The following is a 13,864-nucleotide window of genomic DNA, read 5'->3' as shown; positions in this document are numbered from 1 at the left end:
TTGCTAGCGTCAGGGCATGCGCAGCCTGCCGACCGACCCGACCGAACTCCGCGCGGCGTACGCCTATCCCGACCGGCCCTGGCTCCGAGCCAACATGATCTCCAGCCTGGACGGCGCCGCCTGGTACGAGACGCGCACCGAAGCGCTGGGCTCCCCCGCCGACCAGCGGCTGTTCGCGCTGCTGCGCGAACTGGCCGACGTGGTGATCGTGGGAGCCGAGACGGTCCGGGTGGAGGGGTACGGGCCGGTCAAGCCCGGCCCGGACGGCGTCCCCACCCCGCTGGCGATCGTGTCGCGCCGGCTCGACCTGGACTTCGACGCCCCGATCTTCACCGCGGGACCGGCCATCGTGCTGACCGCCGAGACGGCCCCGGCCGACCGGCTGCGCGCCGCGGCCGAGCGGGCCGAGGTGATCGTCGCGGGCCGGGACGGCGTCGACTTCGGCGTCGTCCGGGCGGAGCTGGCCGCCCGGGGGCACACCCGGCTGCTGTGCGAGGGCGGCCCCTCCGTCCTCGGCCGGGCCGTGCTGGACGGCGCGCTGGACGAGCTGTGCCTGACGCTCAGCCCCGCCCTGGTCGGCGGTGACCCGTCCCGGATCCTGACCGGCCCCCCGCTGCCCGCGCCGGACCGGATGCGGCTCTCCCAGGCCATGGTCGACGACGACTTCCTGTTCCTGCGTTACGTCCGCGGCCGGTAGCGCAGGAACAGCACCTGCTCGTCGGTGTACAGGGCCGTCAGCTCGAGTTCGGCCGGGGACGCCGCGCCGAGCAGCCGGGGGCCGCCCGGATCGCCGACCAGGGTGGGCGCCAGGTTCAGGCACAGCTCGTCGACCAGCCCCGCCGCCAGCAGCGAGGCGGTCAGCGCCGGACCGCCCTCGCACAGCAGGTGGGCGAGGCCGCGGTCGCGCAGCGCGCGCACCGCAGCGCCGAAGTCGATCGCGTCCTCCCCCGCGACGACCAGCGGGATTCCGGCCGGTGCCCGGGCGGCACCCGCCGCCGAGGTGACCACCAGGGTGGGCGTCTCGGCCGCGGTGAACAGCGGCAGGGACCAGTCGAGGTCCAGCGAGCGGCTCACCACCACGATCGGGGCGGGCGGGCGGCCTCGCCGGACGCGCAGGTCCGGCCGCAGCCGGGCCGGGCCGAGCCGGCCGGTGCGGACGGTCTCCGCGCCGACCAGGATGGCGTCGGCCAGCGCGCGCAGCGTGCGGAACACCCGGAAGTCGGCCGCGCCGCCGAGCCCGTCCGTCCAGCCCTCGGCGTCGGTGGCCGAGCCGTCGGCGCTCATCACCATGCCGACCCGCAGCCAGGGGCCGGTCACGTCGCCGTACGCCGCGTAGGGGTCGATGTCGGCGGCGGGCTCGGGCAGCAGTCGGCGCATGCGGGCAGGCTAGCCGGGCCGGGCGCGGGGAAATGTCGCCGGGAGGGTGCAGGATGGGGCCGTGGACCTCCCGATCAGTCGGCCGCTGGCACCGATGCTGGCCAAGGCGGTCAAGACGCTGCCCGACGGCGACATGCTGTACGAACCCAAGTGGGACGGCTTCCGCTGCGTGGTGTTCCGCGACGGCGACGAGGTCGAGCTGTCCAGCCGGGGCGAGCGGCCGCTCACCCGCTACTTCCCCGAACTGGTCGACGCGGTCCGCCGCGAGCTGCCGGAACGCTGCGTGATCGACGGTGAGATCGTGCTACGCCAGGGCCAGGTCCTGGACTTCGAGGCGCTGCAGCAGCGCATCCATCCGGCGGCCTCCCGGATCACGCTGCTGGCCGAGCGGACACCCGCCTCGTTCATCGGCTTCGACCTGCTGGCGGTCGGCGACGAGTCGCTGCTCGGGCTGCCGTTCGGGGAGCGGCGGGCGCGGCTGGTGGCCGAGCTGGCCGGGGTCCGGCCGCCGATCCACGTCACGATCGCCACCGACGCGCACGCCACCGCGCTGCGCTGGTTCGACGAGTTCGAGGGCGCCGGCCTGGACGGTGTGATCGCCAAACCCCGCGCGCTGCCCTACCAGCCCGACAAGCGGGTGATGTTCAAGGTCAAGCACGAGCGCACCGCCGACTGCGTGGTGGCCGGGTTCCGCTGGCACAAGTCGGGCCCGATCGTGGGGTCGCTGCTGCTCGGTCTGTACGACGACGGCGGCGCGCTCCAGCACGTCGGGGTGGCGGCGTCGTTCACGATGAAGCGCCGGGCCGAGCTGCTGGACGAGCTGGCGCCGTACCGCACCGACGATCTGGCCGGCCATCCGTGGGAGGGCTGGGCGCAGCAGGACGGGTCGGCGGCGGCCGACCGGATGCCGGGCGCGGTGTCGCGGTGGAGCGGCGGGAAGAACCTGGCGTGGGTGCCGCTGCGTCCCGAGCTCGTCTGCGAGGTGGCCTACGACGCGATGGAGGGGCGCCGGTTCCGGCACACCGCGCGGTTCCGCCGCTGGCGCACCGACCGCACCCCCGGGTCGTGCGGCTACGGGCAGCTGGAGGTGCCCGTAGCCTACGACCTCGACGAGGTGTTCGCCGGCCCGTCCTGAGCCGTCAGGGACGCTCGGTCTCGTTCCGGACGATGTCGGCGATGTCGTCGGTTCCGTCACCCGACCGCCGGGCAGCGGCCGCGGGCTCGACCGGGCGCAGGTAGGTCTGGTTCAGCCCGGGCACCCGGTCCTCGATCACGAACGTCGCCTTGGTGTGCACCGCGGCACCGGGGACGGTGACCTGCGGCACGACCTTGAAGTCGGCCTTCATCTCCGACTTGTCGATCTTCGTCAGCACGTAGCCGCGCTGGTTGTTGTAGAAGCGCAGATGCGGGTTGATCTTCAGGAAGCTGTGGTCGGCCGGGTTGGAGTCGCTGCCGTTCCCGCCGGTGCTGATCGAGGTGGCGACGAGCTCCGAACCGACCGTCTTGGAGGTCGGGTCGTCGTAGTTCAGCTTGAGGTCGCTGGCCCAGTGGGCGTGGACGTCACCGGTGAGCACGACCGCGTTGCGCACCCCGGCGTCCAGCCAGCCCTTGGTGATCCGGTCGCGGGAGGCGACGTAGCCGTCCCAGGCGTCCATGCTGGTGACCTTGAGCGGGCCGGCGTTGTTGTCGCGCTGGGCGAAGAACACCTGCTGGCCGAGGATGTTCCAGCGGGCCCCGGACCTGCGGAACCCGTCGATCAGCCACTTCTCCTGCGCGGCCCCGGTGATGGACCGCTGGGGGTCGGTGGCCTCCGGGCAGTCGCGGTAGCCGTCGCCGCAACCCTGGTCGTCGCGGTACTGGCGGGTGTCGAGCATGTGGAAGTCGGCCATCCGCCCCCACCGGACCCTGCGGTAGAGCTGCATGTCGATCCCGCGGGGCACCGAGGTGCGGCGCAGCGGCATGTTCTCGTAGTACGCCTGGAACGCGGCGGCGCGGCGGGCGAGGAAGTTCGGCTGCGGGGTCTGCGGGTTCTCGTACACCTCGTCGGCCCAGTTGTTGTCCACCTCGTGGTCGTCCCAGACCACCAGCCAGGGCGCGGCGGCGTGCGCGGCCTGCAGGTCGACGTCGTTCTTGTACTGGGCGTGCCGCTGCCGGTACCCGGCCAGCGTCTCGGTCTCGGGCCCGTGGTGGTCGCGGATGTTGCCGCCGGGGATGGTGTAGGTGTCGGCCCGGTACTCGTACTGGTAGTCGCCCAGGTGCAGGATCAGGTCGGGCTGCTCCTCGGCCAGCCGCCGGTAGGAGGTGAAGTAGCCGTGCTCGAACTGGGAGCAGGAGACGAAGGCCATCGACAGCGCGGCGCCGTAGGTCGCCGGGTGCGGGGCCGTCTGGGTGCGGCCGACCGGTGACACGTACCGCTCCACCTTGAAGCGGTACCAGTACTCGCGGCCGGGCCGCAGCCCGTTCAGCTCCACGTGCACGCTGTGCGCCGCCGCGGGCCGGGCCGAGGCCGTACCGCGGCGCACGACGAAACGGAACCTGGGGTCGGCCGCGACTTCCCATTGCACCGGGTAGGTCCGGTCGGGCATGCCGCCGAGGCCGCTCTCGGCGAGCGGTTCGACGGCCAGCCGGGTCCACAGCACGAAGCCGTCGTGGTCGGGGTCGCCGGAGGCGACGCCCAGGGTGAAGGGGGTGGTGGGCAGCGCCCGGCCATGGCCGCGCGTGGCGGCGGAGGCGGCGGCGGGCAGCGCGGCGACGGTGCCGGCGGCGAGACCGCCGACGAGCAGGGAACGGCGGTTCAGCAGCGAGGGGCCGTCAAGCGGCATAAGGGATGACCTTCCGGGAGGTATCGGACATCAGCCGCCTGACAGCTTCGGCACGCCCGGTAACGCCCTCATTCCGGAAAGATGACCTGCACCCCAACACGGCACGTCCGCTCAGGCCGCCCGCCGGGCGGGAGGTCCTTCGGCATTCCGCCCGCGCAAGGGCTCGGCGGGGCCCCTACCGCCCCTGAGCAGGCGCTGCATCCCGCGCCGCGGTCACCGGCACCCGGAAGCGCCCGCGGGCTACGACCTCGGGAAGGTCCCGGCCGCTCCGTGCCGCGACGCCGGATCGGGGCGGTCGCACTCGCGCCGCACGGTGCTCCCTGCCTCGTGGTCGCCGCGCAGCCGGGCGTTCGAGCGTCCGACCGGGCGCAGGTAGGTCTGGTTCAGCCCGGGCACCCGGTCCTCGATCACGAACGTCGCCTTGGTGTGCACCGCGGCACCGGGGACGGTGACCTGCGGCACGACCTTGAAATCGGCCTTCATCTCCGACTTGTCGATCTTCGTCAGCACGTAGCCGCGCTGGTTGTTGAAGAAGCGCAGATGCGGGTTGATGGCCAGGAAGGGATTGTCGGCGGGATCGGAGTCGTACCCGTTCCCACCGCTGGTGATCGAGGTGGCGACGAGCTCCGAACCGACCGTCGCGGACGCCGGGTCGTCGTAGTTCAGCTTGAGGTCGCTGGCCCAGTGGGCGTGGACGTCACCGGTGAGCACGACCGCGTTGCGCACCCCCGCCGTCACCCAGCCCTTGGTGATCCGGTCGCGGGAGGCGACGTAGCCGTCCCAGGCGTCCATGCTGGTGACCTTGAGCGGGCCGGCGTTCCTGTCACGCTGGGCGAAGAACACCTGCTGGCCGAGGACGTTCCAGCGCGCCCGGGAGGCACGGAAGCCTTTCAGCAGCCATCGCTCCTGCGCGTCCCCCGTGATCGTCCGCCAGGGGGCGGTGGCCTCCGGGCAGTCGCGGTAGCCGTCGCCGCAGGCCTGGACATTGCGGTACTGGCGGGTGTCGAGCATGTGGAAATCGACCATCCGCCCCCACCGGACCCGGCGGTAGAGCCGCATCTCGGCGCCGTGGGGCACCGCGGTGCGGCGCAGCGGCATGTTCTCGTAGTACGCCTGGAACGCGGCGGCCAGGCGCTCCCGGAAGTGCGGCTGCGGGATCTGCGGGTTCTCGTAGAACCCGTCGGCCCAGTTGTTGTCCACCTCGTGGTCGTCCCAGACCGCCAGCCACGGCGCGGCGGCGTGCGCGGCCTGGAGGTCGGGATCGGTCTTGTACTGGGCGTACCGCTGCCGGTACTCGGGCAGTGTCTCGGTCTCCGGGCCCACATGGTTGCGGACGTTGCCGCCAGGGATGGTGTAGGTGTTCCGCCGGTACTCGTACTGGTAGTCGCCCAGGTGCAGGATCAGGTCGGGCCGCTCCTCGGCCAGCCGCCGGTAGGAGGTGAAGTAGCCGTGCTCGTAGTCCGAGCACGAGACGAAGGCCATTGCCAGCGCCGGCCCGTAGGTCGCCGGGTCGGGGGCGGTCCGGGTGCGGCCGACCGGTGACACGTACCGCTCCACCTTGAAGCGGTACCAGTACTCGCGGCCGGGCTTGAGGCCGCTCAGCTCCACGTGCACGCTGTGCGCCGCCGCGGGCCGGGCCGAGGCCGTGCCCCGCCGCACGACGGTGCGGAACCCGGGGTCGGTGGCGACCTCCCAGCGCACCGGATAGGGCCGGTCCGGCATGCCGCCGAGACCGTCTCCGGCGAGCGGTTCGACGGCCAGCCGGGTCCACAGCACGAAGCCGTCATGGTGCGGATCGCCGGAGGCGACGCCCAGGGTGAAGGGATCGGTGCGCAGCGCCCGGCCCGGCCCGGGCCCGGCGGCGAAGGCGGTGCCGGGCAGCGCGGCGACGGTACCGACGATGAGGCCGCCGACGAGCAGGGAGCGCCGGTCCAGCGACGAGGAACCCTCAGGCGGCAGCACGACCGGCCTTCCGGGAGACACCGCGGCAGGCCCGGCGACGCCGCTCTTCCGGAAGGGTGACTCCGGCCCGCCGTGGCACGTCCGGACGGGCTCCTCGCGAACCCGGGCGGATTCCCCGACATCTCATCTGACATACCGCCCGGCACAGCCGTGACCGGCCCTGAGAAAGGCATAGCCTCCCATGTCGCAGCTTCGCCCCCTCGTCGCCATCGCCGCCACCATCACTATTTGTAACATGACGATCACGGGATGTGACTTCGGGGGTAAGCCGACTCCGGCCGCCCCTGTGGCCTCGGCCGAGCCCGCCACCGACGGGCCCGGCGCCGCGGCGCCTGACGACCCGCCGGGCGGTCCGAGCGCCCCCGCCTCACCGCCGGCCGACGGGCCCGGCGGGGACCCGGCCTCGCCGCCGGCCTCCGCGCCACCTTCGGCCCCGCCGGCCCCGCCGGCCCCGGGGGCGAGCCCGCCGAGCCCCGGCGCGATCCGTTTCACCGGCCCGCTCGCCGCCATCGAGCACCTCGCCCGGGCGCGCTCCCAGAACGACCGGACGGACGCGCTGCGCGCGGCCAACGCCGCCTCGGTGCACTACGTGTTCGGGTACCCGGCGTCCTATCCGCTGCCCGCCCAGCGCAACTGTGAGCGCACGCCCAGCGGGGCGTACGCCTACCACTGCTTCTTCTACTACGAGGGCGGCGGCCAGAACTACTACGTCAACTTCAGCGCCGCCACCGGCTTCCGGGTCGTCAAGGTGCAGTACGTCGCCGACTGAGCGGGCGGGCGCGGCCACCCGCGCCCGCACCGGTCAGGGCCGCCGGAGCCGCGTCAGCGCCGGCGGTCGCGGCGGCTGAGCGGCCGCCGCCAGGACAGGCCGGTGCCCGGCACGCGCAGCGTCATGTGCCGCCGGCCGTCGGCCGTCTTGGTGTACCGGGCGCCGCGGCCGCCCACGCTGTGCCCGACCCCGGACTTGGAGAAGTTCAACCGGAACGGACCGACCTTCACCGACTTGCGGAATCCAAAGCCCATCGTCGCCTCCTCATCGTCGTCGAACGGTCGGGAGGGGGATTCCCCCGGGATCACGAACGACGAGGATGTCCTGGTTAGGGACGCCCGATACCTGAATTACGGCTATTTGTCGGATCTGGCGCGGCTGGGCTGCACCCGGGCCGGCTCCCCCTCCATCTTGGGATAGTTCGGCGGATAGGGCATGTCGCCCAGCCCCCTGTCACGCTCGTCGCGCTCGGCCAGCTCCAGCAGCCCGTCCAGCGAGAACGCCCGGTCGTCGATGGCCGCGTGCAGGTCGCCCAGCTCGGCGAAGCGCGCCGGCATGGTGGCGATGGTGAAGTCACCAGGAACCACCTCGGACAGCTCGTCCCAGGTCACCGGGGCCGAGACCGGGGCGTGCGGGCGCGGGCGAACGCTGTAGGCCGAGGCGATCGTCCGGTCTCGGGCATTCTGGTTGAAGTCAATGAAGATCTTCTCGCCCCGGTTCTCCTTCCACCACTCGGTGGTCACCAGATCGGGCATCCGGCGCTCCACCTCGCGGCCGAACGCCAGCGCGGCACGGCGCACCTCGGTGAACCCCCAGCGCGGCTCGATCCGCACGAAGACATGGACACCCCGCCCGCCGGAGGTCTTGACGAAGCCGACCATGCCCAACTCGTCCAGCAGCTCGCGGACCGGGCCCAGCGCCACCCGGACCGCGTCGGCGAAGTCGGTGCCCGGCTGGGGATCGAGGTCGATGCGGAGCTCGTCGGGATGGTCGACGTCGGCGGCCCGGACCGGCCAGGGGTGGAAGGTGAGCGTGCCGAGGTTGGCCGCCCAGATCACCACGGCCAGCTCGTCCGGGCAGACCTCGTCGGCGGACCGCCCGCTGGGAAACTCGATCCGGGACGTGCCGACCCAGTCGGGCGCCCCCTTGGGCACCCGCTTCTGGTAGAAGGCGTCGCCGCGGTTGTCGGCCCGGGTCGACAGCCGGGCCCCCTCGAACACCCCCGCGGGCCAGCGCTCCAGGGTGGTGGGCCGGGAGCGCAGCGCGCGCAGGACCCCCTCGCCCACGGACAGGTAGTAGTCGACCACGTCGCGCTTGGTCGCGCCGGACTCCGGAAAGTAGATCTTGTCCGGGTTGGAGACCTTGACGAGACGGTCTCCGACCGGGATCTCGACGAACGGTGAGGCCATACCGGCACGCTAACCCGGCGGGCCGACATTTTTCGGCTTGCTTTCGGTCTTCTTACGGCGGCCGGCGCCGGACATCCGGCCAGGTAACGTCTGATTCATGGAGAAGACCAGCGAAGAGGAATGGCGCGCCCGGCTGACGCCCGAGGAGTACCACGTGCTCCGCGAGGGCGGCACCGAGCGGCCGTTCACCGGGCAGTACACCGACACCAAGACCGTCGGTGTCTACCGCTGCCGGGCCTGCGGCACGGAGCTGTTCCGCTCGGAGACCAAGTTCGACTCGCACTGCGGCTGGCCGAGCTTCTACGCACCCGCCGACAGCACCGCGGTGCGGCTGCTGGAAGACCGCTCGCTCGGCATGGTCCGCACCGAGGTCCGGTGCGCGGCCTGCGACTCGCACCTGGGCCACGTCTTCCACGGGGAGGGCTACGGCACGCCCACCGACGACCGCTTCTGCATCAACAGCGTCTCGCTGTCCCTCGAACCCGCGGACGGCGGCTGAAAGCCGAAACCCGTGCGACGGCCCTGCACTAGCGGGTGTCCCCGACGGCGCAGTCGTCGGCCGCGCTCTGCTTGTTGGCGAGCACCACATGGCCGTTGTCGTTCTCGCGCGCGTGCACGAACACGATCGGCTCGGCGGCACCGAGGTCACGCAGGTACTGCGCGGTCCACTCGCACAGCGAGATCGCCGGCCGGGAGTTCTCGTCGCCTTCCTTCAGGTCGGTGTAGACCCGCAGGAAGGCCCCGCTCCGGCTGACCTGCCGGACGTGCTTGACCACCGTCTCCTGCGGGTCCTTGCGCCGCAGGAAGGCGACGGCGTCCGGCAGGTCGGCGGCGTCGCCGCCGGTGGCCGGCACCGGAGCGGCCCGCTGCGCCGGTCGAGCCGCCGAACCCGCCGGAACCTCCGGTGCGGGCGACTCGCCCGGCGCGGTGGCCGACAGGATCACCAACGTCGTCACCACCAGCAGCCCGACCGAGGCGGTACCCGCGCCGACGACCACGAGCCGGCGCCGGTTGCGCTCCTCCAAGGCGCCGCGCAGCGCGCGATCGCACCTCGTGACGAACTCCGGCGGCGGCTTGTGGTGCCGCCCGCGCGCGTGCCGTGGTGGAGTACTCACGCAGCGCACTTTACCGGGACGTTGCCTTGGGTTTGAGGAGAACGAAGGTTTGCCCGCCCTTCGCCGTCCGCCGGGTTACGGCAGCCCCGCGACCAGCTCGGCGACCCGCTTGCGCGCACCGGTGTAGAAGGGGATCTCCTCCCGGACGTGCAGCCGCGCCCGGGACGCGCGCAGGTGCCGCATCAGGTCGACGATCCGGTGCAGCTCGTCGCCCTCGAACGCCAGCACCCACTCGTAGTCGTTCAGCGCGAATGAGGCGACCGTGTTGGCCCGGACGTCAGGGTAGCCGCGGGCCATCTTGCCGTGCTCGGCCAGCATGCCCCGCCGCTCCTCGTCGGGCAGCAGGTACCAGTCGTAGGAGCGGACGAACGGGTACACGCAGACGTAGGCCCGCGCCTCCTCCTCGGCCAGGAAGGCCGGGACGTGGCTCTTGTTGAACTCGGCCGGGCGGTGCAGCGCCATCGCCGACCACACCGGCGTCGAGGCGCGCCCCAGCGCGGTCCGGCGGAACCGGCCGTAGACCTCCTGGAGGTCGTCGGAGCTCGGCGCGTGCCACCAGAACATGTAGTCGGCGTCGGCGCGGAACCCCGCGACGTCGTACAGGCCCCGGGTGACCACGTCCTTGCGCGCGGCCTGTTCGAGCAGTTCCTCAACCTCCTCGGCCACCCGTTCCCCGGTCGGCGCCCCTGCCTCGCGCACCCGGAAGACCGACCACATGGTGTAGCGGATCACCTGGTTGAGATCGCGTGCCTTCGGCCTGTCGGCCACTGTGTCCTCCCCTGAATCTCAGCTCACGGCCGATCGTTGCCGATCGGCGAGGTGGTCGAGCACTCTGGCCGCCGCCGCTCGGGCCGACGCGACGCACGCCGGGACGCCCACACCGTCGTAGGCGGCGCCGGCCACCGCCAGACCCGGCAGCCCGGCCACGGTGGCGCGGATCCGCGCCACCCGGTCCAGGTGGCCCACCGTGTACTGGGGCAGCGCGCCGCCCCACCGGGTGACCCGGCTCTCCACCGGCAGTTCCCGGACGCCGCAGGTGTGGGCCAGCTCCGCGATGGCGGCCGCTTTGAGCTCGTCGTCGTCGCGTTGCAGCAGGTGTTCCTCGCCCAGCCGGCCGATGGAGCAGCGCAGCACCACCAGGTCCGGCCGGCGCCCGGCGAGGTGCGGCCACTTGACCGAGCCGAACGTCACGGCCTTGACCGTGCGGCCCTCCACCGAGGGCACCAGGTAGCCGGTGCTGGACGGGCGCTCGGGGAACGCCGTCACCGGGTAGGCGAGGGTGACCAGCGCCATGCTGGAGTACTCGATGCGGGCGAGCTCGCGGGACGCGACCGGCGCGAGGTCGGCCAGCAGCCGCCCGGCCGGGCGGGCGGGCACGGCGACCACCACGGCGTCGGCGTCCAGGTGCTCGGGGGCCCTGGTGGGCCCGACGGTCAGCCGCCAGCCGGAATCGGCCGCCCGCAGCTCCCGGACGGTGGCTCCGGTCCGGACCGTGCCGCCCGCGGCCGTGATCGTCTCGGCCAGCGCGGGTGGCAGGGAGCCCAGCCCGCCGGCCAGGGTGGCGAACATCGGCCCCGGATCTGCGGGGCCCGCGGCGCGCACCGCCCGGGCCGCCATGATCAGCGATCGGTGGGAGCGGGCCGCGGCGGCCACCCCGCCCAGCGCAGCGTGGAAGGACAGCTCCTCCACCCGGCCCGCGTACACGCCGCCGAGCAGCGGTTCGACGAGCCTGTCGACGACCTCCCGGCCGAGCCGGGCACCGACGTAGGCGGCCACCGAGACGTCCGCCGCGGCGTCCACCGGAATGCCCCGGCCCGAGACGGGCAGGGCGAGGTCCAGCGCGGCGCGGGCCACCCCGCCCGGCGACAGCACCCCGCTGCGGGCCAGTGCCGTCAGGTCGGACGGCACCCCCATGACCTGGCCCGCGGGCAGCGGGCGGAGCGCGCCGTGGCTGAGGATGCCGGCCGGCTCGCCGGCGGAGTCCACCACCTGGTCGCCCAGCCCGGCGTCCCGGATCAGGTCGAGCCCCTCGGGACGGCGGGTCAGGATCGCCTCGGCACCCTCGTCGACGGGGAGCCCGGCGACCTCGCTCACCTGGAGCTTGCCGCCGATCCGCGACGCCCCTTCGAGCACGGTGACCCGCGCGCCGCCGTCCGCCAGGAAGCGGGCGGCGGCCAGCCCGGCGATGCCCCCGCCGATGACCACGACGTGCGACCCGTTCATGCCCTCCACGATCCCAGACCCGCGGCGGTACCGCGATCCGGGGTGGTGCCGTAACCGGGGCGCGGCGGCATCGTGACCGGTTTGCGACCGCATGAGCAGAACGCCAATAAGCCGCCTACCGTCCAACGGCCATGCGTACTGCTCGAAACGCCCGCGCAGCCCTCCTGCTCGCGCTGCCGCTCGCCCTGCTGCTGGCCGGCTGCGCCGGCGGCTCCTCCGAGAGCTCCAGCGGCACCGCCGAAGACGCGGGCGGGAACGCCGCGCCCGCCGCGCCCGCGCCCGCCGAGGGCGGCCGCCAGCTGGGCGGCGGCGGAGCCGACAATCGCAAGCCCGCCGAAGGCGCCGGGCCGGCCACCACCGACCTGCCCGACAACCCCACCGGACGCGCCGTCGTCTACACCGCGGACCTGCGGGTCCGGATCGCAGGGAAGGACGGGGTGGAGCCCGCCGCGGCCCGCGCCAAGCAGCTCGTCACCGCGGCCGGCGGCTACGTCGAGACCGAGCGCAGCAGCGGCGCGACCGCCGACGGCGGGCCCCCCACGTACGCGAACATCACGTTCAAGATCCCGGCCGAGCGGTACCAGGCGGTGCTCGGCCAGCTCTCCAGCGGGCTCGGCACCCGGCTGTCGCTGCGGCAGGAGGCCGAGGACGTCACCGAGGAGGTCGCCGACGTCGACAGCCGGGTGCGCTCGGCGGAGGCGACGCTGAAGTCCTTCCGCAAGCTGCTCGACCGGGCGAACACCGTCGGCGAGGTGATCAACGTCGAGCAGGAGATCGCCCGGCGGCAGGCCGAGCTGGAGTCGCTGCTGGCCCGGCAGAAGTCGCTGCAGCACCGCACCCGGCTGGCCACAGTGACGCTGGCCCTGCATGCCCCCGACAGCGGTGGCGCCAAAGAGGAAGAGGAGCGCCACGGCTTCGTCGGCGGCCTCGTCTCCGGCTGGAACGCGCTCGTCGCCTTCCTCACCGGTCTGGCCACGGTACTCGGCTGGCTGCTGCCGTTCCTGGTCCTGGCCGCGGTGCTCGCGCTGCCCGCCTGGCGGCTGCGGCGCCGGCTGGTCCGGCGCCGGACGCCCGGCGACACACCACGGCCTTCCGTTCCCCCGGCAGCCGGCGGCCCGGCCGAACCCGCCCCGCCGAACTGACGGTCAGCGCGCGCTCGCCTCGTGGACCAGGTCCGCGAGGCGGGCGAGCATGTCCGGGTCGGTCGAGGGGAGCACGCCGTGCCCCAGGTTGAAGATGTGCCCCTCGGCGGTGCGGCCCTTCGTCAGCACGTCGCGGGCCCGGCGCTCGACAACCTCCCACGGCGCGAACAGCAGCGCCGGGTCGAGGTTGCCCTGGAGCGCCTTGCCGAACTCCACCCGGTGCACGGCCTCGTCCAGCGGCACCCGCCAGTCGACCCCGACCACGTCGGCGCCCACCTCGCCCATCAGGCCGAGCAGTTCGCCGGTGCCGACGCCGAAGTGGATGCGCGGTACCCCGGTGTCGGCGAGCGCGGCGAAGATACGGCTGCTGTAGGGGAACACGCTCTCCCGGTAGTCCTGCGGGCCGACCGCACCCACCCACGAGTCGAACAGCTGGATGGCGCGCGCCCCAGCGGCGATCTGCACCTTCAGGTACTCGATCGTGATGTCGGTCAGCCGCTCCATCAGCGCCGCCCACAGCTCGGGCGCGCCGTACATCATCGCCTTGGTGCGGTCGTGGTTCTTGGAGGGACCGCCTTCGATCAGGTAGGACGCCAGCGTGAACGGCCCGCCGGCGAAACCGATCAGCGGAATCGGGCCCAGCTCGCCGAGCAGCCCGTGGATCGCCTCGGTGGTGAAGGGCACGTCGTCGGGGGTCAGCGGGCGCAGCCGCTCGATCGCGGCGAGGTCGCGGATCGGGTCGGCGATCACCGGGCCCACGCCCGGCTTGATGTCGAGGTCGATCCCGACCGCCCGGAGCGGGACCACGATGTCGCTGAAGAAAATGGCCGCGTCGACCGAGTACCGGCGCACCGGCTGCATCGTGATCTCGACGACCATGTCGGGCCGGGCGCACGCCTCCAGCATCGGGACGCCCTCGCGGATCCGCAGGTACTCCGGCAGTGAACGGCCCGCCTGACGCATGAACCAGACCGGGGTGTGGGGAACCGGCCGCCGGCGGCAGGCGTTCAGGAACACGGACTCTTCACCGGGGATGCCGGTCCCC

The 13,864-nt window shown here is 73.0% G+C and carries 14 protein-coding genes; 5 read left to right on the top strand and 9 right to left on the bottom strand.

Annotated features, from left to right (window positions below; translation table 11 throughout):
* Window positions 1–16 precede the first annotated feature (16 nt).
* Window positions 17–697: a pyrimidine reductase family protein gene (locus DPM19_RS29050; protein ID WP_111871248.1), complete on the top strand. Its 681-nt coding sequence runs from the start codon at window positions 17–19 to the stop codon at window positions 695–697.
* Here DPM19_RS29050 and DPM19_RS29045 read toward each other — a convergent pair.
* Window positions 679–1,377: a dihydrofolate reductase family protein gene (locus tag DPM19_RS29045; protein WP_111871247.1), complete on the bottom strand. Its 699-nt coding sequence runs from the start codon at window positions 1,375–1,377 to the stop codon at window positions 679–681. The two genes, DPM19_RS29050 and DPM19_RS29045, sit on opposite strands and share 19 nt — an antisense overlap.
* A 61-nt stretch (window positions 1,378–1,438) precedes the next feature.
* Between DPM19_RS29045 and DPM19_RS29040 the strand changes: the two genes are divergently transcribed.
* On the top strand, window positions 1,439–2,512 hold the full coding sequence (locus DPM19_RS29040; protein WP_111871246.1) for an ATP-dependent DNA ligase: 1,074 nt from the start codon (window positions 1,439–1,441) through the stop codon (window positions 2,510–2,512).
* 4 nt (window positions 2,513–2,516) lie between these two features.
* Here DPM19_RS29040 and DPM19_RS29035 read toward each other — a convergent pair whose 3' ends face one another.
* Together DPM19_RS29035 and DPM19_RS29030 are read right to left on the bottom strand one after the other, a co-directional pair.
* On the bottom strand, window positions 2,517–4,199 hold the full coding sequence (locus DPM19_RS29035; RefSeq protein ID WP_111871245.1) for an alkaline phosphatase D family protein: 1,683 nt from the start codon (window positions 4,197–4,199) through the stop codon (window positions 2,517–2,519).
* Window positions 4,200–4,439: 240 nt separating this feature from the next.
* The gene (locus tag DPM19_RS29030) at window positions 4,440–6,161 is read right to left on the bottom strand and encodes an alkaline phosphatase D family protein (protein ID WP_233510871.1); all 1,722 of its coding nucleotides are present in this window, start codon (window positions 6,159–6,161) and stop codon (window positions 4,440–4,442) included.
* Window positions 6,162–6,342: 181 nt separating this feature from the next.
* Between DPM19_RS29030 and DPM19_RS29025 the strand changes: the two genes are divergently transcribed.
* Window positions 6,343–6,930 carry a DUF3597 domain-containing protein gene (locus DPM19_RS29025; protein WP_146779038.1) on the top strand — a complete coding sequence of 196 codons (588 nt, stop codon included), beginning with the start codon at window positions 6,343–6,345 and terminating at the stop codon, window positions 6,928–6,930.
* A gap of 53 nt (window positions 6,931–6,983) precedes the next feature.
* Here DPM19_RS29025 and DPM19_RS29020 read toward each other — a convergent pair whose 3' ends face one another.
* Together DPM19_RS29020 and ligD are read right to left on the bottom strand one after the other, a co-directional pair.
* Complete coding sequence (locus DPM19_RS29020) at window positions 6,984–7,184, bottom strand: DUF4236 domain-containing protein (RefSeq protein WP_111871243.1); 201 nt, start codon at window positions 7,182–7,184, stop codon at window positions 6,984–6,986.
* Window positions 7,185–7,286: 102 nt separating this feature from the next.
* Window positions 7,287–8,339, bottom strand: a complete 1,053-nt coding sequence (ligD, locus tag DPM19_RS29015; RefSeq protein ID WP_111871242.1) for a non-homologous end-joining DNA ligase — start codon at window positions 8,337–8,339, stop codon at window positions 7,287–7,289.
* 97 nt (window positions 8,340–8,436) lie between these two features.
* On the opposite strand from ligD, the gene msrB reads away from it, so the two are divergent.
* Entirely contained in the window at window positions 8,437–8,838 is a 402-nt protein-coding gene (gene msrB, locus DPM19_RS29010) for a peptide-methionine (R)-S-oxide reductase MsrB (protein WP_111871241.1), read from the top strand.
* Between the two features lie 28 nt (window positions 8,839–8,866).
* On the opposite strand, the gene DPM19_RS29005 is transcribed toward msrB, so the two are convergent.
* The 3 genes from DPM19_RS29005 to hemG form a co-directional block, all read right to left on the bottom strand.
* Window positions 8,867–9,454: a hypothetical protein gene (locus DPM19_RS29005; RefSeq protein WP_146779037.1), complete on the bottom strand. Its 588-nt coding sequence runs from the start codon at window positions 9,452–9,454 to the stop codon at window positions 8,867–8,869.
* A gap of 75 nt (window positions 9,455–9,529) precedes the next feature.
* A complete protein-coding gene (gene hemQ, locus DPM19_RS29000) occupies window positions 9,530–10,171 on the bottom strand; it encodes a hydrogen peroxide-dependent heme synthase (RefSeq protein ID WP_111871338.1) in 642 nt (213 codons plus the stop codon).
* Window positions 10,172–10,240: 69 nt separating this feature from the next.
* Window positions 10,241–11,677 carry a protoporphyrinogen oxidase gene (hemG, locus tag DPM19_RS28995; RefSeq protein WP_111871239.1) on the bottom strand — a complete coding sequence of 479 codons (1,437 nt, stop codon included), beginning with the start codon at window positions 11,675–11,677 and terminating at the stop codon, window positions 10,241–10,243.
* A 131-nt stretch (window positions 11,678–11,808) separates the two neighbouring features.
* On the opposite strand from hemG, the gene DPM19_RS28990 reads away from it, so the two are divergent.
* Window positions 11,809–12,819, top strand: a complete 1,011-nt coding sequence (locus tag DPM19_RS28990) for a DUF4349 domain-containing protein (protein ID WP_111871238.1) — start codon at window positions 11,809–11,811, stop codon at window positions 12,817–12,819.
* A gap of 3 nt (window positions 12,820–12,822) precedes the next feature.
* Here the strand turns inward: DPM19_RS28990 and hemE are convergent, their stop codons facing one another.
* Window positions 12,823–13,830: a uroporphyrinogen decarboxylase gene (hemE, locus tag DPM19_RS28985; RefSeq protein WP_267900922.1), complete on the bottom strand. Its 1,008-nt coding sequence runs from the start codon at window positions 13,828–13,830 to the stop codon at window positions 12,823–12,825.
* Window positions 13,831–13,864 lie beyond the last annotated feature (34 nt).

The organism is Actinomadura craniellae, from assembly GCF_003289645.1.
In the GTDB taxonomy this organism is placed as follows: domain Bacteria; phylum Actinomycetota; class Actinomycetes; order Streptosporangiales; family Streptosporangiaceae; genus Actinomadura_D; species Actinomadura_D craniellae.
This window is presented reverse-complemented; position numbering and strand designations above follow the sequence as displayed.

Coding starts and splice junctions, on each gene's coding strand:
- DPM19_RS29050 (WP_111871248.1), top strand. CDS start 17: ATGCGCAGCCTGCCGACCGACCCGACCGAACTCCGCGCGGCGTACGCC.
- DPM19_RS29045 (WP_111871247.1), bottom strand. CDS start 1,377: ATGCGCCGACTGCTGCCCGAGCCCGCCGCCGACATCGACCCCTACGCG.
- DPM19_RS29035 (WP_111871245.1), bottom strand. CDS start 4,199: ATGCCGCTTGACGGCCCCTCGCTGCTGAACCGCCGTTCCCTGCTCGTC.
- DPM19_RS29025 (WP_146779038.1), top strand. CDS start 6,343: ATGTCGCAGCTTCGCCCCCTCGTCGCCATCGCCGCCACCATCACTATT.
- DPM19_RS29020 (WP_111871243.1), bottom strand. CDS start 7,184: ATGGGCTTTGGATTCCGCAAGTCGGTGAAGGTCGGTCCGTTCCGGTTG.
- ligD (WP_111871242.1), bottom strand. CDS start 8,339: ATGGCCTCACCGTTCGTCGAGATCCCGGTCGGAGACCGTCTCGTCAAG.
- msrB (WP_111871241.1), top strand. CDS start 8,437: ATGGAGAAGACCAGCGAAGAGGAATGGCGCGCCCGGCTGACGCCCGAG.
- hemQ (WP_111871338.1), bottom strand. CDS start 10,171: ATGTGGTCGGTCTTCCGGGTGCGCGAGGCAGGGGCGCCGACCGGGGAA.
- hemG (WP_111871239.1), bottom strand. CDS start 11,677: ATGAACGGGTCGCACGTCGTGGTCATCGGCGGGGGCATCGCCGGGCTG.
- DPM19_RS28990 (WP_111871238.1), top strand. CDS start 11,809: ATGCGTACTGCTCGAAACGCCCGCGCAGCCCTCCTGCTCGCGCTGCCG.